Annotated in this window: 16 protein-coding genes; 5 read left to right on the forward strand and 11 right to left on the reverse strand. The window is 76.9% G+C overall.

Annotated elements, in window-relative coordinates; all coding sequences use genetic code 11:
- Window positions 1–231 carry a heavy-metal-associated domain-containing protein gene (locus BMZ16_RS00675; protein ID WP_089797554.1) on the reverse strand — a complete coding sequence of 77 codons (231 nt, stop codon included), beginning with the start codon at window positions 229–231 and terminating at the stop codon, window positions 1–3.
- A gap of 123 nt (window positions 232–354) precedes the next feature.
- Entirely contained in the window at window positions 355–741 is a 387-nt protein-coding gene (locus tag BMZ16_RS00680) for a metal-sensitive transcriptional regulator (protein WP_369822478.1), read from the reverse strand.
- Window positions 742–864: 123 nt separating this feature from the next.
- Here BMZ16_RS00680 and BMZ16_RS00685 point away from each other — a divergent pair, with 123 nt between their 5' ends.
- Both BMZ16_RS00685 and BMZ16_RS00690 read left to right on the forward strand, forming a co-directional pair.
- Complete coding sequence (locus tag BMZ16_RS00685; RefSeq protein ID WP_089797556.1) at window positions 865–1,323, forward strand: RrF2 family transcriptional regulator; 459 nt, start codon at window positions 865–867, stop codon at window positions 1,321–1,323.
- A gap of 156 nt (window positions 1,324–1,479) precedes the next feature.
- On the forward strand, window positions 1,480–2,463 hold the full coding sequence (locus BMZ16_RS00690) for a sulfite exporter TauE/SafE family protein (RefSeq protein WP_089797558.1): 984 nt from the start codon (window positions 1,480–1,482) through the stop codon (window positions 2,461–2,463).
- 144 nt (window positions 2,464–2,607) lie between these two features.
- On the opposite strand, the gene hemL is transcribed toward BMZ16_RS00690, so the two are convergent.
- From hemL to hemE, 6 genes are all read right to left on the reverse strand, one after another.
- Entirely contained in the window at window positions 2,608–3,987 is a 1,380-nt protein-coding gene (gene hemL, locus BMZ16_RS00695) for a glutamate-1-semialdehyde 2,1-aminomutase (protein ID WP_089797560.1), read from the reverse strand.
- Window positions 3,987–4,979 (reverse strand): porphobilinogen synthase, encoded by a 993-nt coding sequence (hemB, locus tag BMZ16_RS00700; RefSeq protein ID WP_089797562.1) that lies wholly within the window; start codon window positions 4,977–4,979, stop codon window positions 3,987–3,989. Before hemB ends, hemL begins: the two co-directional genes overlap by 1 nt.
- A complete protein-coding gene (locus tag BMZ16_RS00705; protein WP_089797564.1) occupies window positions 4,976–5,992 on the reverse strand; it encodes a uroporphyrinogen-III synthase in 1,017 nt (338 codons plus the stop codon). Before BMZ16_RS00705 ends, hemB begins: the two co-directional genes overlap by 4 nt.
- Complete coding sequence (hemC, locus tag BMZ16_RS00710; RefSeq protein WP_089797566.1) at window positions 5,989–7,017, reverse strand: hydroxymethylbilane synthase; 1,029 nt, start codon at window positions 7,015–7,017, stop codon at window positions 5,989–5,991. The genes BMZ16_RS00705 and hemC overlap by 4 nt, the downstream gene beginning before the upstream one ends.
- Window positions 7,018–7,196: 179 nt before the next feature.
- Entirely contained in the window at window positions 7,197–8,804 is a 1,608-nt protein-coding gene (locus BMZ16_RS00715) for a protoporphyrinogen/coproporphyrinogen oxidase (protein WP_089797567.1), read from the reverse strand.
- On the reverse strand, window positions 8,801–9,886 hold the full coding sequence (hemE, locus tag BMZ16_RS00720; RefSeq protein WP_089797569.1) for a uroporphyrinogen decarboxylase: 1,086 nt from the start codon (window positions 9,884–9,886) through the stop codon (window positions 8,801–8,803). Before hemE ends, BMZ16_RS00715 begins: the two co-directional genes overlap by 4 nt.
- A gap of 8 nt (window positions 9,887–9,894) precedes the next feature.
- Here hemE and BMZ16_RS00725 point away from each other — a divergent pair, with 8 nt between their 5' ends.
- Entirely contained in the window at window positions 9,895–11,184 is a 1,290-nt protein-coding gene (locus tag BMZ16_RS00725; RefSeq protein WP_255366276.1) for a glutamyl-tRNA reductase, read from the forward strand.
- 177 nt (window positions 11,185–11,361) lie between these two features.
- A complete protein-coding gene (locus tag BMZ16_RS00730) occupies window positions 11,362–11,847 on the forward strand; it encodes an SRPBCC family protein (protein WP_089797573.1) in 486 nt (161 codons plus the stop codon).
- Between the two features lie 71 nt (window positions 11,848–11,918).
- On the opposite strand, the gene BMZ16_RS00735 is transcribed toward BMZ16_RS00730, so the two are convergent.
- From BMZ16_RS00735 to BMZ16_RS00745, 3 genes are all read right to left on the reverse strand, one after another.
- Window positions 11,919–13,964 (reverse strand): thioredoxin domain-containing protein, encoded by a 2,046-nt coding sequence (locus tag BMZ16_RS00735; protein ID WP_089797575.1) that lies wholly within the window; start codon window positions 13,962–13,964, stop codon window positions 11,919–11,921.
- Window positions 13,965–14,054: 90 nt separating this feature from the next.
- Complete coding sequence (locus BMZ16_RS00740; protein ID WP_255366277.1) at window positions 14,055–15,215, reverse strand: PQQ-dependent sugar dehydrogenase; 1,161 nt, start codon at window positions 15,213–15,215, stop codon at window positions 14,055–14,057.
- Entirely contained in the window at window positions 15,212–15,949 is a 738-nt protein-coding gene (locus tag BMZ16_RS00745) for an SDR family oxidoreductase (protein WP_089797578.1), read from the reverse strand. The genes BMZ16_RS00740 and BMZ16_RS00745 overlap by 4 nt, the downstream gene beginning before the upstream one ends.
- A gap of 86 nt (window positions 15,950–16,035) precedes the next feature.
- Between BMZ16_RS00745 and BMZ16_RS00750 the strand changes: the two genes are divergently transcribed.
- Window positions 16,036–16,641, forward strand: a complete 606-nt coding sequence (locus tag BMZ16_RS00750) for a TetR/AcrR family transcriptional regulator (RefSeq protein ID WP_255366278.1) — start codon at window positions 16,036–16,038, stop codon at window positions 16,639–16,641.
- The last annotated feature ends 136 nt before the right edge of the window (window positions 16,642–16,777 follow it).

A 16,777-nucleotide genomic window follows, 5' to 3' on the forward strand; every position in this document is an offset into this window, starting at 1 on the left:
TCACAGCAACGACCGCGTGGGCGTCACCGCGTACCCGGCCTCGACGACGGCGGCGTCCACCGCCGCGGGGTCGAGCGGCGCGTCGGAGGTGACGGTCACGGGGGACGAGCCGCCGGTGACGAGCTCGACGTCGACGCCGGTGACGCCGGGCAGCGCGGACAGCTCCTCGGTCACGGCGTTCACGCAGTGGCCGCACGTCATGCCGTCGACCCGGAAGGTGGTGGTGCTCATGGTGGTGCTCCTTCGACCTCGGTGGTCCGGTGCGGCGGGGGCCCGCGCGGGTGTGCGGCGGGCGGCCGGGCGACCGGTGGGGTGGGGCCGTCCGTCCTGGTGGGGGGACGGGCGGCCGGGGCTTCAGCTGCGGACGAGCCGTGCGATGGCGGCGGACGCCTCGCGGACCTTGGCGGCGCCCTCCTCGGGGGACTGGCGCGCGGCGTCGACGACGCAGTGGCCCAGGTGGTCCTCGACCAGGCCGATCCCGACGGCCTGCAGGGCCTTGGTCACCGCCGCGATCTGCGTGAGGACGTCGATGCAGTACACGTCCTCGTCGACCATGCGGGCGATCCCGCGCACCTGGCCCTCGACGCGGCGCAGCCGGCGCAGGTACTCGTCCTTCGCGGGCGTGTACCCGTGCACCGGCGACCCGGTCTCCCCGGCGGTCGCGGGTGCGTCGACGTCCGCGGGGTGCGGGGCCGTGGGGGCCGTCGCCTGCGTGTCGGTCGGTGTCGTCGTCACGTGCACCCCAACACGGTACCCCTGGGGGGTATTCCCCTCAGGTCTGCCCCGTCGGCGACGTGCTGCTCTCACCCGACCGCGCGGCCGTCGCTGCCCCGCCCGGCCGCCGTGACGGGGGAGAATCGCGCCATGCGGGTCTCGGCGAAGGCGGACTATGCGGTGCGGGCGTGCGCCGAGCTGGCGAGCAGGCCGGGCGGTGAGTCCGTCACGAGCGACGCGCTCGCCGCGGGCCAGGACATCCCCACCAGCTTCCTCGAGCGGATCATGGGCGACCTGCGCCGCGGCGGCATCGTGACGAGCGTGCGCGGGCGGGCCGGTGGCTACCTGCTGGCCCGGCCGGCCGAGGAGATCACGGTCGCGGACGTCATCCGGGCCGTCGACGGCCCCCTCGTGACGGTGCGCGACGTCCGTCCGCCGGGGCTGACGTACGAGGGGTCGGCGACCGCCCTGCTCGAGGTCTGGGTCGCGCTGCGGACCTCGGTGCGCGACGTGCTCGACGTCGTGACGCTGGCCGACGTGGTGCGGCGCGACCTGCCCGAGTCGGTCCACCGGCTCGCCGCCCGTGAGGACGCCTGGCAGAACCCCTGACCGACGGGACGTCCGTGCTCCGAGACGTCGTCTCAGGATACGGATAGGCCTTGTTACCCGAGCACTCGGGTCGGAATTATCGGGCTGGTACGCAGCATGTCCGATCCGTCCGATCCCACCCCGGCCCTCCGCCGGGCCGCTCCCGAGGTGGTCCCCGTGCCCACGATCGTCCTGCTCGCCCTCGTCGGGCTCGCCGCACAGCTGGTCGACGGAAGCCTGGGCATGGCCTACGGCGTGACGTCGACGACGCTGCTGCTGTTCATCGGCACCAACCCCGCCGCCGCGTCCGCGACGGTCCACCTCGCCGAGATCGGCACGACGCTCGCGTCGGGCGTCTCGCACTGGAAGTTCGGCAACGTCGACTGGAAGGTCGTCCTGCGGGTCGGCGTGCCCGGCGCGGTCGGCGCGTTCGCCGGGGCGACGGTCCTGTCGAACCTGTCCACCGACGCCGCCAAGCCCGTGATGTCGCTGATCCTGCTCGGCCTCGGCGTCTACCTGCTCGTCCGGTTCACGCTCAAGGGCCTGCGCACCGACCGCCTGCACCTGCCGCTGCGCTCGCGGTTCCTCGCACCGCTCGGGCTGGTCGCCGGCTTCGTCGACGCCACCGGTGGCGGCGGCTGGGGCCCGGTCGGCACGCCCGCGCTGCTCGCCAGCGGCCGGCTCGAGCCGCGCAAGGTCGTCGGGTCGATCGACACCTCGGAGTTCCTCGTCGCGATCGCCGCGAGCCTGGGCTTCCTGTTCGCGATCGGCTCGCAGGGCATCGACTTCACCTGGGTCGCCGCACTGCTCGTCGGTGGGCTCATCGCCGCGCCCCTCGCCGCGTGGCTCGTCCGCAAGGTCCCGGGCCGCGTCCTCGGCTCGGCGGTCGGCGGCGTCATCGTCCTGACGAACACCCGCACGCTGCTGCGCTCCGACTGGGTCGGTGTGGGTGACACCCCGACCGAGGACATCGTGCTCGGCCTGATCGCGCTCGTGTGGATCGCGGCCATCACGTGGTCGGTCCGGGCGTACCGCCACGACCTGGCCGCCGGGCGCGGTGACGTCGTCGCCGTGGGACACGGCCCCACCGACCCGGTCGCGCCGGGCGACGAGCCCGCGCTCGTCGCGGCCGACGTGGACCCGGTGCCGCCGACCCGCTGACCTCGTCGCACCTCCCGGTCCGCACCCCGGGACGGACCGGCGACGAGACCGGGCTCAGGTCGCTCATCCACCGCGGTGGGCGACCTGAGCCCGGTCTCGTGCGTCCTGCGCCCCAGGACGTGGACACCTCGGCCGGGGGAGGAGCTACTCCGGGCGGTCGGCCGCGGCCGCGGCCCGGGCCGCCACCGGCAGCGCCTCGACGATCCGGTCCAGCACGGCCTCGTCGTGCGCGGCCGAGACGAACCACGCCTCGAACGCCGACGGCGGTGCCAGCACGCCCGCGTCGAGCAGCGCGTGGAAGAACGGCGCGTAGCGCCAGTGCTCCGACGCCTGCACCGCGGCGTAGTCGCGCGCGCCCTCGGCCGCGGCCTGCTCCCCGAACACGATGCTGAACAGGCTGCCCGCCCACTGCAGCGCGTGCGGCACCCCGGCCTCGGCCAGCGCGGACGTCACCGCCCGGCGCAGGTGCGCGGACGCCGCGTCGACGCGCGCGTACACCTCGGCGTCGGCCAGCCGCAGCGTGGCCAGACCGGCAGCCGTGGCCACCGGGTTCCCCGACAGGGTGCCCGCCTGGTACACCGGCCCCAGGGGTGCGAGCTGGTCCATGATGTCCGCGCGCCCGGCGACCGCTGCCACGGGCAGCCCGCCGCCGATGACCTTGCCGAACGTCAGCAGGTCCGGCGCCCACTGCTCGGAGGCGCCCTCGAGGCCCCACCAGCCGGCACGGCCGACGCGGAACCCGGTGAGCACCTCGTCCTGGATCAGCACCGCGTCGTGGTGCTGGGTGATGCGGCGCAGCTCGCGGTTGAAGCCGGGCAGCGGCGGCACGACGCCCATGTTGGCCGGCGCGGCCTCCGTGATGACGGCGGCGATCGACGAGCCGTGCTCGTCGAAGGCGGCCTGCACCGCGTCGAGGTCGTTGTACGGCACGACGATCGTCTCGGCCGCGACCGCCGCGGTGACACCCGCGGACCCGGGCAGCGCGAGCGTCGCGACGCCCGACCCGGCCTGCGCGAGCAGCGCGTCCACGTGCCCGTGGTAGCAGCCGGCGAACTTCACGACCTTGTCGCGGCCCGTCCACGCGCGCGCCAGGCGCAGCGCCGTCATCGTCGCCTCGGTGCCGGTCGAGACCAGGCGCACCCGCTCGGCCACCGGCACCCGGTCACGGATCTCGTCGACCAGCTCGACCTCGGTCGTCGTCGGCGCACCGAAGCCCAGACCGCGCGCGGCCGCCTGCTGCACCACCTCGACCACCTGCGGGTGCGCGTGGCCGACGAGCGCCGGCCCCCACGACCCGACGAGGTCCACGTAGTCGCGGCCCTCCACGTCCGTCACGTACGCACCGCGCGCCGAGGCCAGGAACCGCGGCGTGCCGCCGACCGACCCGAACGCGCGCACCGGCGAGTTCACCCCGCCGGGGATCACCGCCGTGGCGTGCGCGAACGCCTCCGTGCTGCTGGCGGTCCAGGCCGGGCCGTCCGCGGGGGCGGGACCACCTGCGACGTCGTCCTCCACCTGCGTCATCACCGCTCCTCCGCCAGCCACCCGGCCAGCTCCGTCGCCCAGTACGTCAGGACGGCATCGGCACCGGCCCTGCGGATGCTGAGCACGGACTCCGTGACAGCACTCCGACGGCCGATCCACCCCTGCGCGGACGCCGCCTCGATCATCGCGTACTCACCGGACACCTGGTACGCCCAGACGGGCACGGTCGACGACGCCGCGACGTCCGCGAGCACGTCGAGGTACGACATCGCGGGCTTCACCATGACGACGTCCGCGCCCTCGGCGACGTCGACGGCGACCTCGCGCGCCGCCTCACGGCGGTTGGCGGGGTCCATCTGGTAGGTGCGCCGGTCGCCGTCGAGCTGCGACTCGACGGCCTCGCGGAACGGCCCGTAGAACGCCGACGCGTACTTCGCCGCGTACGCCAGCACGGCCACCTCGTGGTGCCCGGCGGCGTCCAGCGCGTCCCGCACGGCCGCGGTCTGGCCGTCCATCATGCCGCTGAGCCCCAGCAGGTGGGCGCCCGCCTCGGCCTGCGCGAGCGCCATCGCGGCGTACCGCTCCAGCGTCGCGTCGTTGTCGACGACCCCCTGCGGGGTCAGCACGCCGCAGTGCCCGTGGTCGGTGAACTCGTCCAGGCACAGGTCCGCCTGCACGACGAGGGCGTCACCGACCTCCGCCACCACGTCGGCGATCGCGACGTTGAGGATGCCGTCCGGGTCCGTGGCGCCCGTGCCGAGCGCGTCGCGGTGGGCGGGGACGCCGAAGAGCATGACGCCGCCCAGCCCGGCCTCGGCGGCGCGGGCCGCCTCGCGGCGCAACGAGTCGCGCGTGTGCTGCTGCACGCCCGGCATCGACGTGATCGGCCGCGGGGCGTCGAGGCCCTCCCGGACGAACAGCGGCAGCACGAGGTCGGCGGGGTGCAGGCGGGTCTGCGCGGTCAGCCGGCGCATCGCCGGTGTGCGGCGGGTCCGGCGCGGGCGCAGCCGGCCGGGGGTGGGGGTCGTCACGGCGTGTCCTCCGTGGGGGTGACGGGTGCGGACGGGGGGACGGCCCCGGGCGTCGCGCCGGTGCCCACGACGTGCCGGGTGAGCGCGTCGACGAGGCCGGCGAGGGTCTGCCGGTCGGCGACGGCGTGGACGCGCAGCCCGCGGCGGTGGGCCTCGTCGGCGGTGCTGGGACCGATGACGACGACGCGCGTGGCGGGCGGCGGTGCGCCGAGGTGGTCGAGCAGGGCGCGCACGCTGCTGGCGGACGTGAGCAGGGCCGCGTGGACGTCGCCGTCGGCCCAGGCGCGCACGACCGCCGGGTCCGGTGGTCCCGCGGGGGTGGTCCGGTACACGACGAGGTCGTCGACGGCCCACCCGGCGGCCCGCAGCCCGTCGGCCAGCGTGCCGGCGGCCAGGTCGCCGCGGGGGAACAGGACGCGGGGGCCGGTGCCGGTCGGGCCGTCGTCGGAGGGTCGCGGGGACGCGCCGGCGGCCGCGGCCAGCAGTGCGACGACCAGGTCCGCGGCGGTGGAGCGCACCGGGGGGATGACGTCGACACGCACACCCAGCGCCTGCAGCGCGCGTGCGGTGCCGGGGCCCACGGCGGCGACCCGGGCGCCGCCGCGCGCGACGAGGGCGGCGAGCCCGGCGTCGTGGGCCGCGGCGCGGTCGGCCAGCACGGCGACGGCGGCCTGGCTGGTCACGGCGAGCCACGGGTACCAGCCGGCGCCGAGGGCGAGCAGGGCGTCGTCGAGGGGCCCCGCGTCGTCGACGGGCTGCGTGCGGACGAGCGGGACGACCACGGGCTCGGCCCCCGCGGCGCGCAGCGCGATCGCGGCGGGGCTGAGGGAGGTGGTGGGGAGCCCGGCCGGGTCCCCCGGGCCGCCCGCGGCGGACGCACCGGCCGCGGGCGCGGGGTCCAGCGGTGGGCGGGGGACCAGGACGCGCCACCCGCTGAGCGGACCGGTGGCGGGGGACGTGGCCGCGCGCGGGTCGGACGACGGCCGGGCCGGGGTCGGGTCGTCGGCCGTCATCGCACCGGGCCGAGGGGGGCGAGGTCGGTGGCGCCGGCGTGCAGGAGGTCCTCGGCCAGCCGCCGCCCCAGGGCGTCGGCCGCCGCGTCGTCGTCGGCCGGGCCGCGCGCGGCGAGGCGCAGCACGCGCGAGCCGTCGGGGGCGGCCACGACGGCGTCGAGCACGAGCGTGCCGGTCGCCTCGTCGAGCCGGCCCCACGCGCCGATGGGTGCGGCGCACCCGGCCTCCAGGCGGGCCAGCACCGCCCGCTCGGCGACGACCGCCCGACGGGTGGGGGCGTGGTCCAGCGCGCGCAGCGCGTCGGCCAGCGCGGTGTCACCGGTGGCGTCCGCCGCCCGGACCTCGACGGCCAGCGCACCCTGCCCCGGGGCGGGGGCCAGGACGTCGGGCTCGAGGGTCTCGCTCACGGCGTCGAGCCGTCCGAGCCGTGCCAGGCCGGCCGCGGCCAGGACCACGGCGTCGAGGTCGCCGCGGGGCGCGTCGGTGGCGACGCCGGGGTGCGGCGCCTCGGGGCCGACGTGCGCGCCGGCGGCGTGGGTGGTCGGGTCGAGCCCACGGACGCGCCCCAGCCGCGTGCCGACGTTGCCGCGGATGTCGACCACGTCGAGGTCGGGGCGCAGCGCGCGCAGCTGCGCGGCGCGCCGCGGGGACCCGGTGCCCACGCGCGCACCGGCCGGCAGCGTCGCCAGCGTGAGGCCGTCGCGGGCGCACAGCGCGTCGCGGGGGTCCTGCCGCGGGGGGACGGCGGCGATGACCAGACCCTCGGCGGGGCCGGTGGGCAGGTCCTTGAGCGAGTGCACGGCCACGTCGCAGCGGCCGTCGAGCAGCGCGTCGCGCAGGGCCGTGACGAAGACGCCGGTGCCGCCGATGGTGGCCAGGGACGCGCGCACGCGGTCGCCCTGGGTGCGCACGCGGACCGTCTCGACGGCGAGGCCGCCCAGGGCGGCGAGCGCGTCGGCGACGTGACCCGTCTGCGTGAGGGCCAGGGCGCTCGCGCGCGTGCCGACGCGGACCTGCTGAGGCATGCGCCCAGTGTCGTCGTCGCACGCGCGGATGTCGAAATGGCGTGCCCGGCGGTGCTCGCCCGCAGGTCCGCGCGGAATATCGTCGCAGAGCCGTTCTGACAATGCGTCAGAACCTTTTCGGCGCGCCGCACGGAATGTGACGCACACCATTTTCCCGTGCTATTTCTGACAGGTCGTCATCACGTGGCGTCGGGTGCGGCGGGTGTCGACGGGGCAGGGTCGTCGGCGGGGCCGTCGACGGGGTCGGCGGGCTGTGCGGGTGACGGCTCGGCCGACGGCTCGGGCGGCACCTGCGCCAGCAGCGCCTCGGCGGCGGCCCGTGCGTCCGGGACCACCGACGCCAGCCCGTTGCCCGCCGCCCACGCGCCGCACACCGCGACGCCCGGCATGCCCGCCGCGGCCGCCCGCACGGCCGTGACCGCCGCCCGGTGCCCGGCGCTGGGCCGGGGCAGGGACTGCGTCCACCGCACCACCGCGGACCCCCGCAGCTGCGCGGGGTCCAGGGGCACGCCCAGCAGCGTCGTGGCGTCACGCAGCGCGAGGTCCACCAGCGCGGGACCGTCGGGCAGCGCGCCGCGGTCGGCCGGTGTCGTGCCGGCGTCGTCCACGGCGTCGTCCCCGGCGCCATCGGTCGGGGCGGCACCGGCGCGGCCGTAGGACAGCCGCACCACGTGCCGGCCCGGTCCGGCGGCGTCGGCCACCCACGCCCACTTGGCCGTCGCGTGGGTCAGCGCCTTGGCCCGCACGTCGCCCACACCCGGCCCCACCAGCACCCCGGTGCCGCGCGGCGCCGCGTCCAGCGCGGGCGCGTCGAGCACCAGCGTCACCAGGGTGACCGGGGCACCCTCGTCGAGCCGCACGTCCCGCAGGTCCGCGCCGTCGAGGCCGTCCAGCACCCGCGCCGCGCCGGGCGTCGCCACCACCAGGCGCTGGGTGCGCACGTCGCGCGACGGTCGCGGAGGGCGGTGCCGGTCCTGCGTGCCGACGACCAGCGTGCCGTCCGCCGCCCGCGTCACCGACTCCGCGCGCGTGCCGGTGAGCACCACGCCGCCGTGCGCGGTCACGTCGGCGACCAGCGCGTCGACCAGGCGGTGCACCCCGCCCGCGACACCCTCGACGGCGCTGCCCGCCGGCGCCGACGCCCGCAGGCGGCGCACCGCCCGCGCCAGGGAGCCGCCGGCGGCGTCCCGGGCCTCGCGCAGACCCGGTGCGGCCGCGTCGACGGCCAGGTCGTCGGGGTCGGCCGCGTGCACGCCACCGACCACGGGGTGCACCAGCCGCGTCACCACGGCACGACCCATGCGCGCGCGCACGAGCCCGCCCAGGGTCGTGGCCCGCGCCCCCACCCGGGCCGGCAGGACCAGGTCCAGCGCGGCCCGCAGCGCCCCGGCGGTCCCCAGCGTGCGCCGCACGTCCGGGGTGAGCGGGTACGCCGGCACGCCCAGCAGCCCCGTGCGGGGCAGAGGGCCGTCGCCGCTGGTCAGGTGCGTCCACGCCCCCCGCGGCTCGGGGGCGACGACGTCCCCGGCCAGGTCCAGGTCGGCGAGCAGCGCGGCGACGGAGCCGTTGCGGGTGGCGTACGACTCGGCGCCCGCGTCGAGCCGCAGCCCGGCGACGTCGTGCCCGCGGACCGCGCCACCGGGGGCGTCGCGCTCGTCGAGGACGAGCGTGCGCAGCCCCGCGCGCGCCAGCTCACGCGCCGCCACCAGGCCCGCGACCCCGGCACCGACGACGACGGCCTCCCACGCCGGTGCGCCGGTGAGCGGCGCCGGCCCGCCGTCGGTCACAGCGAGTGGACCAGCTGCACGAGTCGCGTCAGCACGGTCGGGTCGGTGTCCGGCGGCACGCCGTGGCCCAGGTTCACGACGTGCGCGGGTGCGGCGGTCCCGCGGCGCACCACGTCCCGCACGTGCGTCTCGAGGACCTCCCAGGGTGCGGCCAGCAGGGCCGGGTCGACGTTGCCCTGCAGCGGCGTGCGCCCGCCGAGCCGCGCCGACGCCTCGTCGAGCGGCACCCGGTAGTCGACGCCCATGACGTCCGCCCCGGCGTCCCGCATGGCCACGAGCAGCTCACCCGTCCCGACACCGAAGTGCACCGTGCGCACCCCCAGCGCACCGGCCTGCGCCAGCACCCGCGCGGACGCGGGCGCGCAGTGCGCGGTGTAGTCGGCCAGCGTCAGGGCGCCGGCCCAGGAGTCGAAGAGCTGTGCGGCGCTCGCCCCGGCGGTGACCTGCGCGGCGACGAACGCACCGGTGATCTCGGCCGTCCAGTCCATGAGGGCGGCCCACGCGGCGGGGTCGGCGTGCATGAGGCGCCGCGCCGCCAGGTGGTCGCGCGACGGCCCGCCCTCGACCAGGTACGCCGCCAGCGTGAACGGCGCACCGGCGAACCCGACCAGCGGGGTGGTGCCCAGCCGGGACACGGTCCGCGCCACGCCCTCGGCCACCGGCGACACCCGGGCGGCGTCCAGCGGGCCCAGGTCGCGCAGGCGGGCGACGTCGTCCACGGTGCGCACGGGCGAGGCGATGACCGGGCCCGTGCCGGGCACGATCTCCACGTCCACGCCCACCAGGCGCAGCGGCACCACGATGTCCGAGAAGAACACGGCGGCGTCGACGCCGTGGCGGCGCACGGGCTGCAGGGTGATCTCGGCGGCCAGGTCCGGGTCCAGGCACGCGTCGAGCATCGCGACCCCCGCACGGGACTCGCGGTACTCCGGCAGGGAGCGTCCCGCCTGGCGCATGAACCACACGGGCGGGCTCTGCGGGCGGTCCCCGGAATAGGCGCGCACGAGTGCCGAGCCGGAGGTGCGGCCGTCGACCAGAGGATGGTGTGGGGGAAGACTCACACGATCGATTGTGCCGGACATTTCCGAGGATGATTCAATCGGTTCCCGTGGTGCTCCTGTCGCTCGTCGCGAGCCACCACGACCTCGACCTGACCGTCCTGGAACGTCTGCAGTCCGACGTCCACGCGGTCGGCCGCGAGCTCGTCGCCGCGACCAACGCCGTGTCCGGCGTCGTCGTGCTCGCGACGTGCAACCGGTTCGAGCTGTACCTCGACGTCGATGACACCGCCCACACCTCCCGTGCCCGTCGCGCCGTCGCCCAGGCGGTGGCCGCGCGGTCGGGGTACGAGGTCGACGAGGTCGTCGAGCACCTGCGCCCGCTGGTCGGCGGGGACGCGGGCGAGCACCTGTTCGCGGTCGCCTCCGGCCTGGAGTCGATGGTGGTCGGGGAGCGGGAGATCGCCGGGCAGGTGCGGCGCGCGCTGACCACCGCGCGCCGCGACGGCACGACGACGTCGATGCTCGAGGCGCTGTTCCAGGCCGCGTCCCGCGCGTCACGGGCCGTCGAGGCCACCACCGGCCTCGGGTCGACCGGCCGCTCGGTCGTCGGGGTCGCTCTCGACCTGGCCGCCCGCACGCTGCCGCCGGGCGACGACGGCGCGGACTGGTCGGCCGTGCGCTGCGTGCTCGTCGGCACGGGCTCGTACGCCGGGGCGAGCCTCGCCGCCCTGAAGGCCCGTGGGGTCCGCGACGTGCGCGTCTACTCGCCGAGCGGCCGGGCCGGGCCGTTCGCGTCGGCGCGCGGGGTCGCGGCGCTGCCCGCCGGTGCCGACCTGCGCGACGAGCTGGCGCGCACGGACCTCGTCGTGGCGTGCTCGGGTGCCGCCGGCCCCGTTCTGGGCGTCGAGGCGCTGGCCGAGGCGCGGCGGGACGTGACCCACCCGCTGACCGTGGTCGACCTCGCGCTGCGGCACGACGTGGACCCGGACGTCCGGTCGCTGCCGGGTGTCGCGCTGGTCTCCCTGCAGTCGGTGGCCGAGCACGCCCCCGCCGAGCACGCGGCGCTCGGCCGTGCGCGCGAGGTGGTGCTGCAGGCGGCCCGGGACTTCGAGGCGGACCGTCGCGTGCGGGAGTGGGACCCGGCCGTGGTCGCGCAGCGCACCCGCGTGCTCGGGGGCCTGGACGCCGCGCTCGACGCGCTGCCGGCGCAGGAGCGCGACGAGGCCCGCGCGCGGTCGCTGCGGCGGCGCGCCCGCGCCGCGCTGCACGGGCCCACCGTCGCGGCGCGCACCGCCGCCCGCGAGGGGGACGCCGCGGGGTACGCCCGCGCGCTGGCCGACCTCGCGGCCGTGCCGGTCCCGCAGGTCACGTCCGCCTGACCGCGCGGGCGCCGTCGCCGTGGCCCCGCGTCGGGGCCCCGCATGCCGCCCGCCCGGGTTCACGCCCGCCCGGGGTTCACGCCCGCCGGCGGCGTCGTCCCGCCTCCGCGCGCGCTGCCGCCGAACCCGCCGTAGCGTCGTCGGCGCACCATCCCCGACCCCGCAGGAGGAGACGGCATGGCCACGATCGACGAGACGATCGACGTCGACGTCCCGGTCCGCACGGCGTACGACCAGTGGACGCAGTTCGAGGAGTTCCCGCACTTCATGGACGGCGTCAAGGAGGTCAAGCAGATCAGCGACACGCTGACGCGCTGGGTCACCGACATCCAGGGCGTCGAGCGGGAGTTCGACGCGACGATCCGCGAGCAGCAGCCGGACGTCGTCGTCGCGTGGAGCAGCATCGACGGCACGACGCACTCCGGCCGTGTGACCTTCGAGCCCCTCGGGCCCGGGTCCACGCGCATCACGACGCACATCGAGTGGGAGCCGGGCTCGTTCAAGGAGAAGGTCGGCGCCGCGGTGGGTGCCGACGACCGGCAGGTGAAGAAGGACCTGCACCGGTTCAAGGAGTTCATCGAGTCGCGCCGCACCGAGACCGGCGCCTGGCGCGGCGAGGTCGAGGGCGGGACCACGGTCGACGGCGGCACGACGACGCCCTGACCTGCGCCGACGGCCCGGTCGCCCGTGGGGTGGCCGGGCCGTCGTGCTGCCGGTGCGACGCGGGGCCGCGCTCAGGCGCGCAGCTGCGCCGCCAGCGCGTCGGCGTCGGAGGTCGGCCGCTCGCACACGAACCCGCGGCAGACGTACGCCGCCGGGCGTCCGTCGACGAGCGGGCGGTCGCGCAGCAGCGCGGGCGCGTCCGGGTCGAGGTGCGCCGGGTCGCCGAGCGCGACCACCAGCCCGGGCGCGGGTGCCGCGAGCGCCGCCCGGTGCAGCGCACGCGTGGCGGGGTCGTCCGGTGCACCGACGACGCCCACCTCCCGCGGCCCGTCGAGCAGCGCCTCCGCCGTCGCCAGCGCCCAGCCGCCGGCCGACGGGTGGCGGGCGGCGACCCGCAGCGGGACGCGCAGCGCGGCGAGCGCCGCCTCCCGCAGGCCGACCGAACCCGTCGCCGCGGCGAGGGCGACCAGGGCACCGGCAGCGGCGGGCTGACCGCCGGGCGTGGGCCCGTCGGTCGGGTCCTGCGGGCGCTGGAGCGCACCCAGCACCGCATCGGTCTCGTCGTCCGCCGTGTCGTACAGGCCGCCGTCGCCGTCCCCGAAGTGCCCGAGGACGGTGGTCAGCAGCGCCTGCGCGCGGGCGGTCCAGACGTGCTCGCCGGTCACCGCGGCCAGCGTCAGGTAGCCCTCGGCGACGTCGGCGTAGTCCTCGAGCACCCCCGCGGCCGCCCCGGCCACACCGTCGCGGGACGTGCGCAGCAGCCGGGCGCTGCCGTCGGGACCGGTGCGCACGTGCAGGTCGTCGAGCAGCCGCGCGCAGTCGCGGGCGGCGTCCACCCAGTCCGGGCGGTCGAGCAGCGCCCCGGCCTCCGCCAGGGCCGCCACCGCGAGCCCGTTCCACGCGGCGACCACCTTGTCGTCGCGCGCCGGTCGGGGCCGTGCGGCGCGGGCGTGGCGCAGCCGGGCGCGCGCGGCATCGAGACGCGCGACGTCGTCCGGCTCGCTGCGGCGCTGCAGCACCGAGGCGCCGTGCTCGAACGTGCCCGTGTCGGTCACCCCGAGGGCCCGCGCGGCCCACGCACCCTCGTCGTCGCCCAGCGCCGTCCGCAGCTGGGCGGGGGTCCAGACGTAGTACGTGCCCTCGCGGCCCTCGCTGTCCGCGTCCAGCGCGGAGGCGAACCCGCCCTGGGGCGTGCGCAGCTCCGTCAGGAGCCAGCCCGCGGTCTCCTCGACGACGCGACGGTGCAGCGGGTCACCGGTCAGGCGCCACGCGTGCAGGTACACCCGTAGCAGCAGCGCGTTGTCGTAGAGCATCTTCTCGAAGTGCGGGACGGTCCACGTCGCGTCCACCGCGTACCGCGCGAACCCGCCGGTCAGCTGGTCGTACATGCCGCCGCGCGCCATCGCCTCGAGCGTGCGGGTCGCCATCGTGAGCGCGTCCGCGTCACCCGTGCGGGCGTGGTGCCGCAGCAGCCACTCGAGCGTCGTGGACGGCGGGAACTTCGGTGCGCCACCGAACCCGCCGTGGTGCTCGTCGAAGGACGCACCCAGCGCGCCCAGCGCCCGGGCGACGACGCGCTCGTCGACCTCGCCGGCCGCGCCGGACCCCTCCGTCGGGGCGCGGCGGGCCAGCACACCGGCGACCGACGCCGCGCTGCCGACGACCTCGTCGCGGCGCGTGGTCCATGCGGCGGCGAGCGCGGCCAGCACCTCCGGGAACGAGGGCACCTGCCCGACCCGACGCGGCGGGAAGTACGTGCCGCAGTAGAAGGGCCTGCCGTCGGGCGTGGTGAAGACGGTCATGGGCCACCCGCCGGAGCCGGTCATGGCCTGGGTGGCGGTCATGTAGACCGCGTCGACGTCGGGCCGCTCCTCACGGTCGACCTTCACGCACACGAAGTGCTCGTTCATGAACGCCGCGGTCGCCGGGTCCTCGAACGACTCGTGCGCCATGACGTGGCACCAGTGGCACGCGGCGTACCCGATGGAGACCAGCAGCGGGACGTCCCGGCGCCGGGCCTCGGCGAACGCGTCGTCGCCCCACTCCCACCAGTCGACGGGGTTGTCGGCGTGCTGCTGCAGGTACGGGCTGGTGGAGGCAGCGAGGCGGTTGGGCATCCACCTACTCTCGCGTGGGACCACGCGCGCCGCGACCGCCTCCGGTCCGTCCGGGTGAGCGGGTCGCCCGCTCCCGCTGCGGGCCGGGCGTCAGGGGGCGGCGACCTCGACCCGCAGGATGCGGTCGTCGCCCGGGCGCGGGTCCGTGCCTCCCCAGGTCGCGCGGTCGGTGTTCGACGTGACGAGCCAGAGCGCGCCGTCGGGCGCGACCTCGACCGTGCGGATGCGCCCGTGCTCGCCGACGAGGTGCGCGACGGGCTCACCGGTCGCGGCGCCGTCCTCGACGGGCACCTGCCACAGCCGCTGCCCGCCCAGCGCGCCGATCCACAGCGAGCCCGCCGCGTACGCGACCCCGGAGGGGCTCGCGTCGTCGGGGTGCAGCACGGTGATCGGCTGCTCGCCGGTGTCACCCTCGATGCCCTCGCTCTCGGGCCACCCGTAGTCGCGACCGGGCCGCAGCACGTTGACCTCGTCCCAGGTGCGGTGCCCGAGCTCGGTGGCGTACGCGGTCCCGTCGGGGCCGAAGGTGATGCCCTGGACGTTGCGGTGCCCGCTCGACCAGACGGGCGAGTCGCCGGGGTTGTCGGCGGGTACCGACCCGTCGAGCGCGATCCGCAGCACCTTGCCGTTGAGCGAGTCGTCGTCGGCGGCGTTCTCGGGCTCGAAGGCGTCGCCGGTCCCGACCCACAGGTGTCCGTCGGGCCCGATGGCGAGGCGGCCGCCGTGGTGGCGGTCGGCGGTGACGATGCCGTCGAGCAGGACGCGGTCGAGCGTGAGCGAGCCGTGGTCCTGCGTGATCGTCAGCGCGACGACCCGGTTCTCCTCGGGGCCGGACACGGACGCGAACACGGTGCGGTCCGCGGCGAAGTCGGGAGAGGCGACGATCCCCAGCAGCCCGCCCTCGGACGAGACCGCCACCCCGGGCACGACGCCGACCGTGCGGGGCTCCCCGCCGTCGGCGGTGACGCGCACGATCCGGCCGCTGATCCGCTCCGAGACGAGCGCGGAGCCGTCGGGCAGGAACGTCAGGCCCCACGGGGCGTCGAGGCCGGTGACGAGCTCGGTCGGCGCGCCGAGCACGGCGGGCGTCACGCCCGCGGGTGCGGGCGAGGGGAGGTGGGCCGGCGACGACGTCCGCGCCGCGGGGGTCCCGCCGTCGTCCGCGCGGGTGCAGCCCGTGACCACGACGAGCGTGACCAGCACCGCGACGAGCGCGGGTCGCCCCGGCGACGCCGGCCGCGGGGCCCTCACGCCGCGCCGCCGTTGACGTGGAGCACCTGGCCGTTGACCCACCGGCCGGGTCCGGCGAGGAAGGCGACGACCTCGGCGACGTCGGCCGGGGTGCCGAGGCGCTGCATCGGGTTGGCGGCGGCGATCGCGTCGACCTGCTCGGGGCTCTTGCCGTCGAGGAACAGCGGGGTCGCCGTGGGGCCGGGCGCGACCGCGTTGACGGTGACGTCCCGTCCGCGCAGCTCCCGCGCGAGGATGAGCGTCATCGCCTCGACGGCGCCCTTGGACGCCGCGTACGCCCCGTACCCCGGGATCTGCAGGCGCGTGACCGACGTGGAGACGTTGACGATCGCGCCGCCGGGGCGCACCCGCTGCGCGGCGAGCCGGTCGACGACGAACGTGCCGCGGACGTTGGTGCGCTGGACCCGGTCGAACGTCGCGAGGTCGAGCGCGGCGATGGGGGACAGCGGCATGATCCCGGCGGTGTGGACGACGACGTCGACGCCGCCGAAGGCGTCCTGCGCCGTGTCGAAGAGCGCCGCCATGTCGTCCTCGTCGGCGACGTCCCCGCCGGCGGCGACGGCCTGCCCGCCGGCGTCGGTGATGTCCCGCACGGCCTGCGCCGCGCGCTCGGCGTGACTGCCGTGGTGGATGACGACCGCCGTGCCGTCGGCCGCGAGCCGGGCGGCGCTCGTGCGCCCGATGCCCCCCGACCCGCCGGTGACGATGGCGACGCGTCCCGCAGTGCCGGCCATGTGCGCACCTCCCTCTAGGATGTGGACGGAGTGTCCACATACGAGAGTAGAGCGATATGGACTCGCTGTCCATAAAAGGAGCGCGCGTGACCGAGTCGACGACGCCCCGCCGGGGCCGCGGACGCCGACCCGCGGCCGTGGTGCGGACCGAGGTGCTCACCGCCGCCGGCGACCTCCTGCTGGCGGAAGGGCTGCGCGCGGTGACGTTCGAGCGCGTCGCCAAGGAGGCGGGGGCGAGCAGGACGACCCTGCACAAGTGGTGGCCCTCGCCGGGCGCCCTCGCCGCCGAGGCGTACTTCGCGCGGAGCGCGCCCGCGCTCGGGTTCGCCGACACGGGCGACCTGCGCGCCGACCTCGTCGCGCAGCTGACGTCGTTCGTCCGGCTGGTCACCGCCGGAGGGGCGGGCACGGCGCTCGTCGAGCTCGTCGGGGCCGCCCAGATCGACCCCGACCTCGGTGACGCCTGGCCGCAGCTCTACTCGCTGCCCCGCCGCGAGCTGGCGCGCGCACGTCTGCGCTCGGCACAGCGGCAGGGGCAGCTGCGCGAGGACGCCGACCTCGACATCGTGGTCGACCAGCTGTGGGGCGCCTGCTACCACCGCCTGCTGGTGCTCCGGGTCCCGCTGGAGGAGAGCCTCGTCCCGCGGCTGGTCGACCAGGCGCTGCGCGGTGCGGCCTGCCACCCCGCCTGACCTGCGGGTGTCGCGCGGAGCCGGGGCATGAAAAAGCGCACCGGGCCTGGTCGGGGGGGAGGACCAGGCCCGGTGCGGTCTGTGGGTCGGACCCGTGAGGTCCGACCTGACCGGGGCGCTCCGGGGAGTGCCGCTC

It is taken from the genome of Cellulomonas sp. KH9, from assembly GCF_900114185.1.
In the GTDB taxonomy this organism is placed as follows: domain Bacteria; phylum Actinomycetota; class Actinomycetes; order Actinomycetales; family Cellulomonadaceae; genus Cellulomonas.